Source organism: Aurantimonas litoralis (genome assembly GCF_026153195.1).
Lineage (GTDB): Bacteria > Pseudomonadota > Alphaproteobacteria > Rhizobiales > Rhizobiaceae > Aurantimonas > Aurantimonas coralicida.
This window is the reverse complement of the sequence record NZ_JAPFBM010000004.1, coordinates 393315-408559: the sequence shown is the minus strand read 5'-3', so window position 1 is coordinate 408559 and position 15245 is coordinate 393315. Positions and strand designations below refer to the sequence as shown.

Genomic DNA, 15245 nt, shown 5'->3' with positions numbered 1-15245 from the left:
CGTGAACAGGCGCTTGCGCCCTTGATTTGTGCGCACAACCGCACGACTTCCCGAGCAAGCCATCCCTCGACGATTGTTAAGGTCCGCCGTTTGGGCTAATGAGCGGCATAGTCGTCAGACGTCTTCGCGCCGGGCCAGGGCCGGCGCCTCCACCACGATAGAGCTGCATAATGACACGTCGCCGCCGTATCTACGAAGGCAAGGGCAAGATCCTCTACGAGGGCCCCGAACCCGGCACCCTGGTCCAGTTCTTCAAGGACGATGCCACCGCCTTCAACAAGAAGAAGCACGAGGTTGTCGACGGCAAGGGCGTCCTCAACAACCGCATCTCCGAATACATCTTCTCCCACCTGAACAAGATGGGCATCCCGACTCACTTCATTAAGCGGCTCAACATGCGTGAGCAGCTGATCAAGGAAGTCGAGATCATCCCGCTGGAAGTGGTGGTGCGCAACGTCGCCGCCGGTTCGCTGGCCAAGCGCCTCGGCATCGAGGAAGGCACGGTGCTGCCGCGCTCGATCATCGAGTTCTACTACAAGGCCGACGCGCTCGATGATCCGCTGGTCTCCGAAGAGCACATCACGGCCTTCGGCTGGGCGAGCCCGCAGGAGATCGACGACATCATGGCGCTGGCCATCAGGGTCAACGACTTCCTCTCCGGTCTCTTCCTCGGCGTCGGCATCCAGCTCGTCGATTTCAAGATCGAGATGGGCCGCCTGTTCGAGGGCGACATGATGCGGATCATCGTCGCCGACGAGATCTCTCCCGATTCCTGCCGCCTGTGGGACGTGCAGACCCAGGAGAAGCTCGACAAGGACCGGTTCCGCCGCGACATGGGCGGCCTCGTCGAGGCCTATCAGGAAGTCGCGCGGCGTCTCGGCATCATGAACGAAAACGAGCCACCCCGCCCCTCGGGGCCGGTACTGGTCAAGTGAGGCGGCGCCGTGCCGTCAAGCAGCCGGTACCGGCGCTGAAACTGGTCTATTCGAGAGACAGGCGGATATCGTGATGAAGGCACGCATTGTCGTCACGCTGAAGAACGGCGTTCTGGACCCCCAGGGCAAGGCCATCGAGGGCGCGTTGGGCCATCTCGGCTTCGACGGCGTCGGATCGGTCCGCCAGGGCAAGGTCTTCGACGTGGAACTCCACGGCACCGATGGCGAGACCGCACAGGCGCAGCTTGACGCCATGTGCGACAAGCTGCTCGCCAATCCGGTGATCGAGAACTACACCGTCGAGATCGCCTAAGAGCGTCGACGGCCTCGTTTCGACCGTTCAGAGCGGTGGCTGTCGCCTGAGGCAGCCGCCGGATCGTCCTCACCTTTCGAGCCGCACCCATGAAAACAGCCGTCGTCCTTCTCCCCGGCCTCAATCGCGATCGCGACATGATCGCCGCTTTGACCGCCATCACCGGTCGGGCGCCGCAGACGGTCTGGCAGACGGAGACGACGATCCCCGATGTCGATCTCATCGTCATTCCGGGCGGCTTCTCCTTCGGCGATTACCTGCGCTGCGGCGCCATCGCGGCGCGCGCGCCGGCGATGCGGGCCGTCGCCGAGGCAGCAGCGCGCGGCGTGCCGGTGCTGGGCGTCTGCAACGGCTTCCAGATCCTGTGCGAGGCCGGCCTCTTGCCGGGCGCGCTGATGCGCAACAACACGCTGCGCTTCGTCTGCCGCGAGGTGAAGCTCGAAGTGGTGACTGCCGCCACCCGCTTCACCGGCAATTACACCGACGGCCAGATCATCCGCTGCCCGGTCGCCCATCACGACGGCAACTACTTCGCTGACGACGAGACGTTGGCCCGCCTCGACGGCGAGAACCGCGTCGTCTTCCGCTACGCCGAGGGCACCAATCCGAACGGTGCGATCCGCGACATCGCCGGCATCGTCAACGCCGACGGCAACATTCTCGGCATGATGCCGCATCCCGAGAACCTCATCGAACCCGAGCATGGCGGCACCGACGGCCGCGCGATCTTCGAGAGCGCGCTCGGCATCACCTCGCGTCTCGCCGCGTGAGCCAGCCCGTCCTGCGGCCCGCCGCGCTTCTGGCCGCCCTCGCCCTGTCCGCACTGCTGGGCGCCTGCGCGGCCAAGCCCGGCGCTGCGACCGGCGATGCCGCCGCGGGCGACGACACCGGTCTCGACCGGATGGAACGCCTGACGCTGACGGCCAATCGCTGCTGGTTCAAATCCGGCGACGCCGCCTTCGCGCCCTACAGCCTCGCGCCGGAACTCTCGTCCTTCTCGGGCCGGCCGCGCTTCCTGCTGGTGCCGCGCGGCAAGCCGGAATCGAAACCCCTTCTGGTCGTCGAAGGCCGCAAGGGCTCGACCGCCATCGACACCTACGGTCCGCTGATGGGCGAGCCCGTCGCGGCCCGCATTTCCGCCGACCTCTCCCGCTGGCGCGCCGGCGCGGATGGCTGCTCGGCCTGACATGCGGCGCCTGCGGACCCTAGCGGCGATGCTGGCAGGCTTCGCCCTCAGCGCCTGCCTGTCGGGCGAAACCGCCTCGCTGGCCGGGCTCGCCGTCCCGGTCGCCGCGCCGGCCTTTGCCGGCCCCGCACGTCCCGGCCCGGCCGAAATCAACTATGCGAACGCCACCGCCGCCGGCATCTATCGCCGCCGCAGCGCCGAGCGGTCCGCGACCTTCCTGACCGACCGCGATCTCGGCGGCTATGGCCTCTGCCTGCGATCGCCGGCTGCCAGCGGCGGCATGGACCATGCGCTGATCCTGTTCACCCGCCGTCTCGACGGGGATGCGATCTCGCAGGTGGACGACGACACGTTGGTGCTGCGCCGCCCGGCCGACACGGCGCCCTGCCGGGCCGGCGACATCGCCTATGTTCCGGCGGGCCAGCGCTAGGCGCGAGGCACCCACGGTGGCGGTCTAACCGCCGGCCGATCCTACCAGCGCTGCTTGACCGGCTCGACCCGCGCCGCGGGATCGTCCTTGTAGGAGCGGATCGAGGCCTCCAGCGCCGTATATTCGCGGCAGCCATTCTCGAAGGTGCCGTCGGAAAAGGTCAGCGCCACGCGCCGGCACTCGCCGCGCAGCCGGATCAAGAGGATGCCGGCGTCGCGCACCCGTCCGAGATCGAGATAGGCCTCGCCGAGATAGGCCATGGCGCCCCGGTGATGCGGATTGATCGACAGCGCCCGTCCATAGGCGTCGAGGGCGCGCTCGTGATTGCCGGACTTGCGCAGCGAATAGGCGAGCAGCGTCCAGGCATTGTCGTGATGCGGCCGCCGCGCCACGACCTTGGCGAAGGCGGTGATGGCGGCCGGCCAGTTCTCCGCGTCGAAGGCTTCGACGCCATCTGCGTAATCGGAATCGCCCGAGCGCACGGTCGGGCTCATCTCGCCGGAGAACACCGCGGCAGCGTCCTGCGATGCACCCGCCATGACCACCAGGCCGAGGCACAGGGATGCGGCAAGCTGCAAAGCCGCTCGTCTCGCCATGGTCGCCATCGGGTTCTCCCTGCCTGTGCCGGTCCCCCGACACGATGAGACCATCGATCGGACCGGCGCGAAACCGGCATCGGGTGCGGCAGAGCGTCTCGCCGCCAGGCAGCTCGCCGGGCCGGATGTCCGCCAGCAACGGGGGAACACCGGCCAAGCCCCTTTGTGTGCGCCGCGCCAGATGGTAACAGGCGCGCAGGACCTTGCCGGAACGTCGCCCCAGGACACGCCATGAACGCCGAGACCCCCATCACCCCGGAACTGATCGCCGCGCACGGGCTGAAGCCGGACGAGTACGACCGCGTCCTGGCGCTGATCGGCCGCGAACCGACCCTGACCGAGCTCGGCATCTTCTCGGCGATGTGGAACGAGCATTGCTCGTACAAATCCTCCAAGCGCTGGCTGCGCACCCTGCCGACCAAGGGCGAGCGCGTCATCCAGGGCCCCGGCGAGAATGCCGGCGTCGTCGATATCGGTGACGGGCTCTGCGTGGTCTTCAAGATGGAGAGCCACAACCATCCCTCCTATATCGAGCCCTATCAGGGCGCGGCGACCGGCGTCGGCGGCATCCTGCGCGACGTCTTCACCATGGGCGCCCGGCCGATCGCGGCGATGAACGCCCTGCGCTTCGGCGCCCCCGACCATCCGCGCACCCGCCACGTCGTGGCCGGTGTCGTCGCCGGCGTCGGCGGCTACGGCAATTCCTTCGGCGTGCCGACCGTTGGCGGCGAGGTCAATTTCCACCCGCGCTACAACGGTAATTGCCTCGTCAACGCCTTCGCCGCCGGCCTCGCGAAGACCGACGCGATCTTCTACTCCAAGGCCGAGGGCGTCGGCCTGCCGGTGGTCTATCTCGGCGCCAAGACCGGCCGCGACGGCGTTGGCGGCGCGACCATGGCCTCGGCCGAGTTCGACGACACCATCGAGGAGAAGCGCCCGACCGTGCAGGTCGGCGACCCCTTCACCGAGAAGTGCCTTTTGGAAGCCTGCCTCGAACTGATGCAGACCGGCGCCGTCATCGCCATCCAGGACATGGGCGCCGCGGGCCTGACCTGCTCGGCCGTCGAGATGGGCGCCAAGGGCGACCTCGGCATCGAACTGGACCTCGACCAGGTGCCGGTCCGCGAGGCGAAGATGAGCGCCTACGAGATGATGCTGTCGGAGAGCCAGGAGCGCATGCTCATGGTGCTGCGCCCCGACAAGCGCGACGAGGCCGAGGCGATCTTCGTCAAATGGGGCCTCGACTTCGCCGTGGTCGGCCGCACCACCGACAATCTGCGCTTCCGCATCATGTGGGAGGGCCGCGAGGTCGGTAATCTGCCGATCAAGGAACTGGGCGACGAGGCGCCGGAATACGACCGGCCGTGGATCGAGCCGGTGCCGGCCGCACCGATCGCCGCCGCCGACATCGCCGAGCCGGCCGATTACGGCGCCGCGCTCATCAAGCTGCTCGGCTCGCCGGATTTGTGCTCGCGCCGCTGGGTGTTCGAGCAGTACGACACGCTGATCCAGGGCAATTCGCTGCAGCGGCCGGGCGGCGACGCCGGCGTGGTGCGCGTCGACGGCCATCCGACCAAGGCGCTGGCCTTCTCCTCCGACGTGACGCCGCGCTATTGCGAGGCCGATCCGCTGCAGGGCGGCATGCAGGCGGTCGCCGAATGCTGGCGCAACCTGACCGCCGTCGGCGCCGAGCCGCTGGCCTCCACCGACAATCTCAACTTCGGCAACCCCGAAAAGCCGGAGCTGATGGGCCAGTTCGTCAAGGCGGTCGAGGGTATCGGCGCGGCCTGCGAGGCCCTCGCCTTCCCGATCGTCTCGGGCAATGTCTCGCTCTACAACGAGACCCACGGCCAGGCGATCCTGCCGACCCCGACCATCGGCGGCGTCGGCCTGATCGAGGATCGCAGCCGCACCGCCACGATCGGCGGCATGCAGGATGGCGAGACGCTGATGCTGATCGGTGCCGACGGCACGCATCTGGGCGCCACGGTCTATCTGCGCGAGATCGACGGCCGCGAGGCCGGCTCCCCGCCGCCGGTCGACCTGGCCGCCGAAAAGCGCCACGGCGACTTCGTCCGCGGCCTGATCCGCGACGGCCGGGTCGCCGCCTGCCACGACCTCTCCGACGGCGGCCTTGCCATCGCGCTGGCCGAGATGTGCATGGCCTCCGGTCGCGGCGCCAGCGTCGATGCGGGCGACGGCTCCGACCATGCCCGCCTGTTCGGCGAGGACCAGGCCCGCTACGTCGTCGCGCTGAAGACCGGGGACGTCGCCGCGGTGGAAGCGGAAGCCGCCGCAGCGGGCGTGCCGATCCGCCGCCTCGGCACCGTCGAGGGCGACCGGCTGGTCGTTGCCGGGCGCCTCGACCTGACGGTGGAAGAGCTGACGATCGCCCACGAGACCTGGTTCCCGGCCTACATGTCCGGCGAGATCGTCGAGCCGGCCGCCGCCGCCTGAGCGAAGGCCCCTCCCCGGTCCGCCCGATTGATCGCGGACCGGGCGATACCTATCATCAGGCCCGGCCGCGATTCCGGACCCGGCCGAAGGAGATCCAGCACATGCCCATGAACGCCCGCGACATCGAGACGATGATCAAGGACGCCATCCCCGATGCCGACGTGACGATCCGCGATCTGGCGGGCGACGGCGACCATTATGCCGCCGAGATCGTCTCGGAGAGCTTTCGCGGCAAGTCGCGCGTCCAGCAGCATCAGATGGTCTACCAGGCGCTGCGGGGCAACATGGGCGGCGAACTGCACGCCCTGGCCCTACAAACCAGCGCGCCGAAGTAATATGTCGGGGTGACGAGGACGAGGTTTCCCGTCACCGACGATTTCGCATCGTGCCGCGCTGGCCGTCCGAACGACGGACGACTTGGCCGCACGATGCAGGACAAACCCCGCGCGGATTGCCCGCGCGCTTGCGTGCCGGTCCGACCGGCCGCCTGACCGACACCTTGCTTTCGACGAGCGAGGCGATTGAAATGGACGCACGGCAGAAGCGCTGAAAGCCGCTGCACCAGTGTCCGCGAACCCTGAGCAAAGGACCGCATCCATGACCGCCATCAACGAATGGATCGACAACGAAGTGAAGACCAACGACGTCGTGGTCTTCATGAAGGGCACGCCGGCCTTCCCGCAGTGCGGCTTTTCCGGCCAGGTCGTGCAGATTCTCGACTATCTCGGCCTCGAGTACAAAGGCGTGAACGTCCTCTCGACCGACGATCTGCGCCAGGGCATAAAGGCCTACAGCGAATGGCCGACGATCCCGCAGCTCTACGTGAAGGGCGAGTTCGTCGGCGGCTGCGACATCATCCGCGAGATGTTCCAGGCCGGCGAGTTGCAGACCTTCCTGGTCGACAAGGGCATCGCCACCACCGCGCCGGCGCCCGCCGCCGGCTGACCCTTCGGCGCGCCGCGGGACATCCCGCGCGCCTGCCCCATATCCCGATCCGCGGCCCGTGCGTTCTTGAGCGTGCGGGCCGCTTTCGGTTGACACAGCGTCGCCCGCTTCAGGCCGCCAGATTGCTAAGCCATGCTTGCGGATTTGTGCAGTGCGAAATACATCTGCGCGGATCGATCCCACGAGGCTGATGATGTCCAACGCGTCCCCCAACGCCGAAACGCGCGGGCTTCCCTATTGGGAACTCGTCACGATGGTCGCCTGTCTGATGGCGCTCAACGCGGCGGCGATCGACATCTTCATTCCCTCGCTGCAGGAAATGGGCGCAGCCCTCGGCGTCGACGACGCCAACCAGCGCCAGTTCGTGATCACCGCCTACATCCTCGGCTTCGGCGGCGCGCAGATCCTCTACGGCACGCTGTCGGACCGGTTCGGCCGCCGGCCGATCCTGTTCTTCGGCCTCGCCGTCTACATCCTCGCCTCGATCGCCGCGATCTTCTCGCCCACCTTCGGCATCCTTCTGGCGCTGCGCGCCCTGCAGGGCATCGGCGCGGCGGCCACCCGGGTCATCGCCATCTCGGTGGTGCGCGACTGCTTCGGCGGCCGCCGCATGGCCAGCGTCATGTCGCTGGTGATGATGGTGTTCATGGCGATCCCGGTGATCGCGCCGAATATCGGCCAGGCCATCATGCTGTTCGGATCGTGGCGCGAGATCTTCGTGGCGATCGCCGTCTTCGGTGCCTTCGTCACGGTCTGGGCCGCCCTGCGTCTGCCCGAAACGCTGCACCCCGACGACCGGCGCGAGCTCACCGGCAAGCGCATCGTCGAGGCCTTCCGCATCGTCCTGACCAACCGCGTCGCCTTCGGCTACACGGTCTCCACGGCGCTGATCTTCGGCGTCCTGTTCGGATTCATCAACCAGGCCGAGCAGATCTATACCGGCCTCTACGGCCTTGGGCCGATCTTCACCGTCGTCTTCTCGGCCACTGCCGTCTTCATGTCGGCCGCCTCGTTCCTGAACTCGCGGCTCGTCGAGAGACTCGGCATGCGGCGGCTGTCGCACGGCGCGCTGATCGGTTTCCTGTCGCTGGCCGCGCTGCACCTCGTCGTCGCCTACGCCATGGGCGGCGCCGCGCCGCTGTGGTTCTTCGTGCCGATCATGACGCTGAATTTCTGCCTGTTCGGCTTCATCGGCACGAACTTCAATGCGCTGGCCATGGACCCGCTCGGCCATGTCGCCGGCACCGCCTCTTCGGTGCTGGGCTTCATGCAGACCTTCGGCGGCGGCCTGTTCGGCGCGGCGATCGGCTATTTTTACGACGGCACGGTGCTGCCGATGCTGGTCGGCTTCATCATCCTGTCGGTCTCGTCGCTGATCTGCGTGGTGCTGGCCGAGGGGCGGCTGTTCGACGCCAAATACGACACGCCGGCCACCGCCACCGCACCGACCAGCACCGGCGCCGAATAGCAGCCTGCCGCACGCGGCAGGGCGATCCCCGGCTCCTGCCGGCGCTCTCGCCTATCGCGGCAGCAGGCCGTCGCGCGCGGCGGTCCAGACACTGGCGTCGCAGGCGGCGATGACCACGCCTTCCTTGTCGCGCGGCGTATAGCGCGTGCCGTCGGGCTTGCCGACATGGCCGCCGGCCTCCGCGACCAGCAGACAGCCGGCCAGATGGTCCCAGGGCATCAGCTTGGAATAGACGCTGAAATGCGAACCGCCGGAGGCCAGCAGCCGGTATTCGTGGCCGGCGCAGCGATAGTTTCCAGTGATCTTCACGCCGGCCAGGCGTGGCAGCAGCGCAGCCTTCTCGTCGGGCGCAAAATAGCTCGTGCTGATGCAGGCGATGGTCTCGGCCAGCGGCAGGGCGGCGGCGGTCGTTAGCCGCCGGGTCTCGCCCGAACGCGTGCGCTGGATCGCACCGGCGCCCTTCTCGGCGATCATGACATCGTCGCCCACCGGATCGTAGATGATGCCGCCGATGGTCTCGCCGCGCAGCACCACCGCCGCCATCACCGCAAACAGCGGCAGCCCGGCGGCGAAATTCGCCGTGCCGTCGACCGGGTCCACCACGATCGCCAGTTCCGCGTCGTCGAGGCGATCCAGCAGCGCCGGGTCGGCGGCGACCGATTCCTCACCGAGGAACAGGGCGTCGGGCGCCAGCGACCGGCACTCGCGGGCGATCCAGCGCTCGGCCGCCTCGTCGGCCTCGGTGACAAGGTCCGTCGCCGAGGTCTTCTGCCGGATGTCGGCCTCCGACAGATTGCGGAAGCGCGGCATGATCTCCGCGATCGCCGCCTCCCGCAGGATATGGGCCAGACGGTCGATATCGATGGGTGCGGTCATGACGGAAGGCCTTCGGCTGAGGGTCAGGTCGTGGGGGAAGCGGGCGCCAGTCCGGCGAAGTCGAACAGCGACGGATCGAGCAGATGGCCGGGCCGCACATTGCCCAGGGCCCGCAGCATCACCTGCTTGCGGCCCGGAAAGCGGCGCTCGAGATCGGCGATCATCTGCTTGGTCACGTTGCGCTGCAGCCCGTCCTGGCTGCCGCAGAGATCGCAGGGGATGATCGGAAATTCCATGGCGGCCGAGAATTTGGCGATGTCCTCCTCCACCGACCGGATCAGCGGCCGCAGCACCATCAGGTCGCCCTCGTCGTTGATGAGCTTGGCCGGCATCGCCGACAGCCGTCCGCCATGGAAGAGGTTCATGAAGAAGGTCTCGAGGCAGTCGTCGGCATGGTGGCCGAGCACCAGCGCCTCGCAGCCTTCCTCGCGGGCGATGCGGTAGAGATTGCCCCGCCGCAGGCGCGAGCACAGCGCGCAATAGGTGGCGTTCGACGGCACCTTCTCGGTGACGACCGAATAGGTGTCGCGATATTCGATCCGGTGCGGAATGTCGTAGCGGGTCAGGAAGTCCGGCAGCACGTGCTTGGGGAAGTTCGGCTGCCCCTGGTCGAGATTGCAGGCGAGGAGATCGACCGGCAGCAGGCCGCGATATCTGAGATCCGATAGCAGCGCCAGCAGCGCGTAGGAATCCTTGCCGCCGGACAGGCCGACCAGCCAGCGCGCGCCCGGCCGGGCCATGGCATGCGCCTCGATGGTCTCGCGCATCTCGCGCAAAAGCCGCTTGCGCAGCTTCTTGAAGGTCACCGACGACGGGCAGTCGCGAAACAGCGGATGCGCCGAGCCGGCGCCGTCCTCGGCAGCCGGCGTCGCCGCGTCGTCGTCCTGCGCGTTCGCTGCGCGCGCGGTCTCCAGATCGAGCATCCCCGCCTCCGTCGTCACGGGCTTCGTCTAGCCGCAGACCGCCCAAAACAAAAGGCCGCCCAGAGGACGGCCTTTCGCAAAACTCGCATGCACCGAGAAATCAGCGCGAATAGAACTCGACCACGAGGTTCGGTTCCATCTGCACCGGGTACGGCACGTCGTGCAGGCCCGGAACGCGCTGGTAGGTCGCGACCATCTTCTGGTGGTCGACCTCGACATATTCCGGAACGTCGCGCTCGGCGAGCTGAACCGACTCGAGGATGATCGTCAACTGCTTGGACTTCTGACGAACCTCGATCACATCGCCCGGCTTGCAGACGTAGGACTGGATGTTCGTGCGCACGCCGTTGACGTTGACATGGCCGTGGTTGACGAACTGACGGGCCGCGAAGATCGTCGGCACGAATTTCGCACGATACACGACGGCGTCGAGACGGCTCTCGAGCAGACCGATCAGGTTCTCCGAGGTGTCGCCCTTACGGCGCGCGGCCTCTTCGTAGATCTTGCGGAACTGCTTCTCGGAAACGTCGCCGTAATAGCCCTTGAGCTTCTGCTTGGCGCGCAGCTGCACGCCGAAGTCGGAAACCTTGCCCTTGCGGCGCTGGCCATGCTGGCCCGGGCCGTACTGGCGCCGGTTCACCGGGGACTTGGGACGGCCCCAGATGTTCTCGCCCATGCGGCGATCGATTTTGTACTTCGCTGATGCGCGCTTGCTCATCGCATTTCCTTCAACAAAACGAGGCCCCGCGGACAATCCGAGGACCTTCTGAGGAAACGCGCCCTCCTCTGCCCGCTGTTGCGGACTGACAGGACGACATTGGCACGAGGCGATGCCGTCCACGGGACACGTCAAAAACCGGCTGGAACGGGTCCAACCGGCTGGGCTGTTCCATACGGGGGCGGCCGGAAACTGTCAACCGGCCGCCCGCCGGATCAGTATTTGGCGATCACCCAGATCGCATGGATGATGCCCGGGATATAGCCGAACAGCGTCAGGACGATGTTGATCCAGAAGTGCTTGCCGAAGCCGACCTGCATGAACACGCCGACCGGCGGCAGGATGATCGCGAGAATGATGCGGATGATGTCCATGGGGTCTGGTCCTCTTGTACGGGTGTCGGTCACTGCAACGCCGCTTGTCCCGGCTCGTTCCCCGCAGGCCGTTTTGAAAAAATAGCGCAGCTTGATCTTTGCGCCCGGCGATGCCACCCGTTGCCACCTGCCGATACGGAAGGGGGACGGGATGGGGCGACGGATGAGGGTCTTGCCGCTGGTGCTGGGCGTGGGGGTGCTGCTCAGCGCCTGCGCCACATTGTCGGAAGAGGAGTGCGTGACCAGTGACTGGCGCACCCTCGGCGAGTCGGACGGGGCCAATGGCCGGCCGGTCAATTTCGTCGCGCAGCACCAGGCCGCCTGCAGCAAGCACGGGATCGAACCCGACCTGTCCGCCTGGCGCAGCGGCTGGGACGCCGGCATTTCCAGTTTCTGCACGCCGGAGAACGGCGCCCGGATCGGAGCACGGGGCGGCAGCTATCAGAATTCCTGCCCGCTCGACCTCAAGGCCGGCTTCGAGGAAGCCTACCGCGCCCACAAGCGCGTCCATGATGCCGATCGGCGGGTTGACGATTTGCAGGGACGCATTGATCGCCTGCGCGACGAGATCGACACACTGGACGACGAGAAGGCGGAGCGCGGCAAGCGGCGCGAGCTGCGCCGCTTGCGCGACGATCTCTGGGACGCCGAGGACGATCTGCGCCGGGCCGAACAGGATCTGCTGCTGGCGCGCTTCGCCGAGCGGGCGGCGGGCTAGCTGGCGCTATCGGCCACTTCGAGACCGAAGCCGCGCACCAGCCGGCGCATCTGGTAGCCGGGTGTGCCGCCGGTGAAATGGGCGCGGTCGAAGCCTTCGGGAAGTTCGCCCGAGCCCGGCTTGCACAGCGAGCGCGCCCGCCGGGCGATCGCCTCGGCCGGGTCGAGCCAGTCCACCGGCCATGGCGCCAGACGGCGGAAATGGTTGGCGATCAGTGGATAATGGGTGCAGGCGAGAACGACGATGTCGGTGCGCTGGCCGCCGGCCTCGACGAAGCACGGGGCGATCTCCGCCGCCATTGCGTCGTCGAGCTCCTGGCCGCCGCTCGCCTCGCTGTCGAGGAGCGAGCGTTCGGCCAGCCGGGCCAGTTCCGGCGATCCCACCAGCCGCACCTCGCAATGGGTGGCGAAGGCCTCGACGAGATCGCGCGTATAGACGCGGCGGACCGTGCCGGGCGTCGCCAGGACGCTGACGAGGCCGGACCGGGTGCGCTCGGTGGCCGGCTTGATGGCCGGCACCGTGCCGACGAAGGGAATGGCGAAACGAGCGCGCAATTGCGGCAGCACCAGCGTCGAGGCGGTGTTGCAGGCGATGACCGCAAGGCTCGGTTCGTAGGTGTCGATGAGCTCGGCGAAGAGGTCGAGAATGCGCGCCACCAGCGGCTCCTCCTCCCAGTCGCCATAGGGAAAGCCCGCATCGTCGGCCACATAGATGAAGCGCCGGTCGGGCATCGCCGTCCGCAATTCGCGCAGCACGGTCAGTCCGCCAATGCCCGAATCGAAGACGAGGATAGGCGCGTTCACAGGGCCGGCTTTCCGGTCCCGTCCGGCGCCGGGTCGGCCCCCTCCGGCGCGTCGTCGCCGGCATGGCCGCCCTCGGCCTTGTCCGCCGGCGCGAGGCCGCCCTTGGCGATGACGTAGTCGAAGGAGCGGATGACGCCGCGCATGGTACGCACCTCCGGCTCGGAGAAGCCGGCCTTGGTCAGCATGGTGCGCAGCTTCTGGGCCAGCGCCTCGCGCTTGTGCTCGGGGTAAAAATAGCCGTTGCGGTCGAGCGAGGTCTCGAGGTGCTCCAGCAGCCGGTGGAGATCCTCCTTGCGCGCCGGCGGCACCTCGGGCGCCGAAAAACGCGGCTTGGTGACATCCGCCGAGCCCGCCATGCGCCAGGCATAGCTCATCAGGAGGACGGCCTGGGCGATGTTCAGCGAGGCGAAATCCGGATCGACCGGGAACGTCACGATCTCGTCGGCAAGGCCCACTTCCTCGTTGGACAGGCCGAAGCGCTCGCGGCCAAACAGGATGCCGGCCGACTGGCCGGCGCCGATCCGCGCCCGCAGATTGGCGGCAGCCGTCTCCGGCTCGCGCACAGGCTTGAAGCTGTCACGGGCCCGCGCCGTCGTCGCATAGACGAAGGTGAGATCGGCCACCGCCGCCTCGACGCTGTCATACAGCCGGGCGGCCTCGATCACGTGGTCGGCGCGCGAGGCTGCCGCCACCGCCCGCTCGTTCGGCCAGCCGTCGCGCGGACTGACGAGGCGCAGGTCGGACAGGCCGAAATTGGCCATCGCCCGCGCCACCATGCCGATATTCTCACCGAGCTGGGGCTCCACGAGCACGATGGCAGGCCCGGCCTCGGGCGTCTTGTTGGGCGACTGGTTCTCGGGCACGCTGGCGACATCCTCTGTTCGGCTCGCTGATACCGCGCCACGCCCGCCACGCCAAGCGGGGCGCAAGAGCATCCCCAGCCGCGCTGGTTCCTCCTCACGGCGTCGCGCCGTCCACCCCCTCCCAGGCAATGCGCCGCAGCGGATCGGGATCGGCCTCGCCGCGATCGCGGCGGGCCGACAGGACCAGCGTCTCGCGGGTTTCGGTCCGGTAGGCCGGCCAGTCGTCGCCGGGCGGCCCGCCATTGACGAAGGCCATCCAGCGCTCGCGCATCCGTATCGCCAGTTGCTGGCGTGCCGGATCGGGCAGCACGCCGAGATAGACGCTGCGGAACGGCTTCAGGAAATCCTCGAACAGCAGCGGCAGATCGACCGAATGGGTTGCCCCGAGCCGCGACAGGAGCCCCTTCGCCTCCCAGTCCAGTCGGTACATGTAGGTGGGCGCGCGCTGCGACTGGCTGTCGGCCATGTGGATCGCCGCCATGCGGAAGAGGAGATCCGTGCCGAAGGCGATGCGCCCGGCCCGGCCGGCGGGATAGAGCGCGCCGATCCTCTCGGCCGCCGCCTCCCCCGCCGTCTCGGCCACCCACCGGGTCAGGGACGGCTTGTCGCTGTCGATCTTGAAGATCGGCAGCTCGCTGAAGAAGGAGAACTCGTCGCGATTGGTGCCGATCAGGAGCGGCACCGGCTTCATGGCGCGGTAGAGCGCGGGCAGCGGGCCGTCCGGCAACTCGCCACAGTCGAAATGCGGCCGCGAGGGAATGCCGGGAAATTCCGCCGTGACCTTGCGCGCGGCAAGGCCGAAGGCCCGCGGCGCCAGCTGGAACAGCCGTTCGCGATCGGCCTCTGCCCCGAGGACCGCCAGCGTGCGCTCGCCGATCTCCATCGCCTGGGCGCGCGGATAGAACAGATTGAGCCCGCCCGACTGCATGATCGCCCGCGAGAACAGCCCATGCGATCCCGGCGCTGCCATGTGAAAGGCGACGGAGGCCGCCCCGGCGGATTCGCCGGCGATCGTCACCCTTTCCGGGTCGCCGCCGAAGGCCGCGATGTTGTCGCGCACCCAGGCGAGCGCCAGCCGCTGGTCGAGCAAGCCGGCATTGGCGGCAAAGCGCGCGTCGCCGGGAAACAGTTCGGCAAAGCCGTTGAAGCCGAAGACGCCGAGCCGGTAGTTCAGCGTCACCACCACGGCGTCGCCGCGCCGGGCGAGATCGGCGCCCGGATATTGCGATCCCGAGCCGATGATGAAACCGCCGCCATGGATGAAGACGAGGACCGGCCGCGACCCGCGCGTGTCCGGCGTCCAGACATGCAGGTTGAGGCAGTCCTCGCTGAAGGTCCGCTTCAGCCCGGCAAAGGTGGCGAAGGGTTCGGCCAAGGCGCGGCGCTGGGGCGCGGCCGGCCCGTAGGCATCGGCGTCGAAGGTCCCCCTGAACGGCGCGGGGGCCCGAGGCGCGGCAAAGCGCAGGCGTCCCACCGGCGGTACAGCATAGGGAATGCCCAGAAAGCACGCGATGCCGCCGATGCGGTTGCCCCGCACCCGGCCGCAGGGCGCCTCCGCCACCACCGATGCTGTCATGCGCAAACTCCTGTGCGGTTGGTGGCGGGCCGCACCGGCCCACCGGCGGCGAGCGGCGCCACCC

Annotated in this window: 18 protein-coding genes; 10 read left to right on the top strand and 8 right to left on the bottom strand. The window is 67.9% G+C overall.

Features of this window, described 5'->3' with window-relative positions:
• The first annotated feature begins 170 nt into the window (after window positions 1–170).
• The 5 genes from purC (at window position 171) to N7I30_RS11740 (ending at window position 2864) form a co-directional block, all read left to right on the top strand.
• Window positions 171–935 carry a phosphoribosylaminoimidazolesuccinocarboxamide synthase gene (gene purC, locus N7I30_RS11760; RefSeq protein WP_009209036.1) on the top strand — a complete coding sequence of 255 codons (765 nt, stop codon included), beginning with the start codon at window positions 171–173 and terminating at the stop codon, window positions 933–935.
• Window positions 936–1005: 70 nt separating this feature from the next.
• Complete coding sequence (gene purS / locus N7I30_RS11755; RefSeq protein ID WP_024348592.1) at window positions 1006–1248, top strand: phosphoribosylformylglycinamidine synthase subunit PurS; 243 nt, start codon at window positions 1006–1008, stop codon at window positions 1246–1248.
• 89 nt (window positions 1249–1337) lie between these two features.
• Window positions 1338–2018, top strand: a complete 681-nt coding sequence (gene purQ / locus N7I30_RS11750) for a phosphoribosylformylglycinamidine synthase subunit PurQ (protein ID WP_475362817.1) — start codon at window positions 1338–1340, stop codon at window positions 2016–2018.
• Complete coding sequence (locus tag N7I30_RS11745) at window positions 2015–2434, top strand: hypothetical protein (RefSeq protein ID WP_498639004.1); 420 nt, start codon at window positions 2015–2017, stop codon at window positions 2432–2434. Before purQ ends, N7I30_RS11745 begins: the two co-directional genes overlap by 4 nt.
• Window positions 2435–2462: 28 nt before the next feature.
• Window positions 2463–2864 (top strand): hypothetical protein, encoded by a 402-nt coding sequence (locus tag N7I30_RS11740; RefSeq protein ID WP_498639002.1) that lies wholly within the window; start codon window positions 2463–2465, stop codon window positions 2862–2864.
• Between the two features lie 41 nt (window positions 2865–2905).
• On the opposite strand, the gene N7I30_RS11735 is transcribed toward N7I30_RS11740, so the two are convergent.
• Window positions 2906–3469 (bottom strand): tetratricopeptide repeat protein, encoded by a 564-nt coding sequence (locus tag N7I30_RS11735; protein WP_498639000.1) that lies wholly within the window; start codon window positions 3467–3469, stop codon window positions 2906–2908.
• Window positions 3470–3691: 222 nt separating this feature from the next.
• Between N7I30_RS11735 and purL the strand changes: the two genes are divergently transcribed.
• The 4 genes from purL (at window position 3692) to N7I30_RS11715 (ending at window position 8330) form a co-directional block, all read left to right on the top strand.
• On the top strand, window positions 3692–5917 hold the full coding sequence (purL, locus tag N7I30_RS11730; protein WP_498638997.1) for a phosphoribosylformylglycinamidine synthase subunit PurL: 2226 nt from the start codon (window positions 3692–3694) through the stop codon (window positions 5915–5917).
• Window positions 5918–6018: 101 nt separating this feature from the next.
• Complete coding sequence (locus tag N7I30_RS11725; protein ID WP_024348598.1) at window positions 6019–6252, top strand: BolA family protein; 234 nt, start codon at window positions 6019–6021, stop codon at window positions 6250–6252.
• A gap of 262 nt (window positions 6253–6514) precedes the next feature.
• Complete coding sequence (gene grxD / locus N7I30_RS11720) at window positions 6515–6862, top strand: Grx4 family monothiol glutaredoxin (RefSeq protein ID WP_009209030.1); 348 nt, start codon at window positions 6515–6517, stop codon at window positions 6860–6862.
• Window positions 6863–7055: 193 nt separating this feature from the next.
• Window positions 7056–8330: a multidrug effflux MFS transporter gene (locus tag N7I30_RS11715; protein ID WP_498638996.1), complete on the top strand. Its 1275-nt coding sequence runs from the start codon at window positions 7056–7058 to the stop codon at window positions 8328–8330.
• Between the two features lie 51 nt (window positions 8331–8381).
• On the opposite strand, the gene N7I30_RS11710 is transcribed toward N7I30_RS11715, so the two are convergent.
• The 4 genes from N7I30_RS11710 to N7I30_RS11695 form a co-directional block, all read right to left on the bottom strand.
• Complete coding sequence (locus N7I30_RS11710; RefSeq protein ID WP_498638994.1) at window positions 8382–9206, bottom strand: inositol monophosphatase family protein; 825 nt, start codon at window positions 9204–9206, stop codon at window positions 8382–8384.
• 23 nt (window positions 9207–9229) lie between these two features.
• Complete coding sequence (gene ttcA / locus N7I30_RS11705; protein WP_498638992.1) at window positions 9230–10129, bottom strand: tRNA 2-thiocytidine(32) synthetase TtcA; 900 nt, start codon at window positions 10127–10129, stop codon at window positions 9230–9232.
• A 100-nt stretch (window positions 10130–10229) separates the two neighbouring features.
• Window positions 10230–10847, bottom strand: a complete 618-nt coding sequence (rpsD, locus tag N7I30_RS11700; protein ID WP_498638990.1) for a 30S ribosomal protein S4 — start codon at window positions 10845–10847, stop codon at window positions 10230–10232.
• A 215-nt stretch (window positions 10848–11062) separates the two neighbouring features.
• On the bottom strand, window positions 11063–11221 hold the full coding sequence (locus tag N7I30_RS11695) for a YqaE/Pmp3 family membrane protein (RefSeq protein WP_040325465.1): 159 nt from the start codon (window positions 11219–11221) through the stop codon (window positions 11063–11065).
• A 91-nt stretch (window positions 11222–11312) separates the two neighbouring features.
• Between N7I30_RS11695 and N7I30_RS11690 the strand changes: the two genes are divergently transcribed.
• Window positions 11313–11939, top strand: a complete 627-nt coding sequence (locus tag N7I30_RS11690) for a DUF2799 domain-containing protein (RefSeq protein WP_498638988.1) — start codon at window positions 11313–11315, stop codon at window positions 11937–11939.
• Here the strand turns inward: N7I30_RS11690 and murI are convergent.
• The 3 genes from murI to N7I30_RS11675 are packed head-to-tail and all read right to left on the bottom strand — an operon-like array spanning window position 11936 to window position 15181.
• The gene (gene murI / locus N7I30_RS11685; RefSeq protein WP_498638986.1) at window positions 11936–12742 is read right to left on the bottom strand and encodes a glutamate racemase; all 807 of its coding nucleotides are present in this window, start codon (window positions 12740–12742) and stop codon (window positions 11936–11938) included. The genes N7I30_RS11690 and murI overlap by 4 nt on opposite strands.
• Entirely contained in the window at window positions 12739–13677 is a 939-nt protein-coding gene (locus N7I30_RS11680; protein WP_498638984.1) for an RNA methyltransferase, read from the bottom strand. The genes murI and N7I30_RS11680 overlap by 4 nt, the downstream gene beginning before the upstream one ends.
• Before the next feature lie 22 nt (window positions 13678–13699).
• Window positions 13700–15181, bottom strand: coding sequence for a carboxylesterase/lipase family protein (locus tag N7I30_RS11675; protein ID WP_498638982.1), 1482 nt, complete (start codon window positions 15179–15181; stop codon window positions 13700–13702).
• Window positions 15182–15245 lie beyond the last annotated feature (64 nt).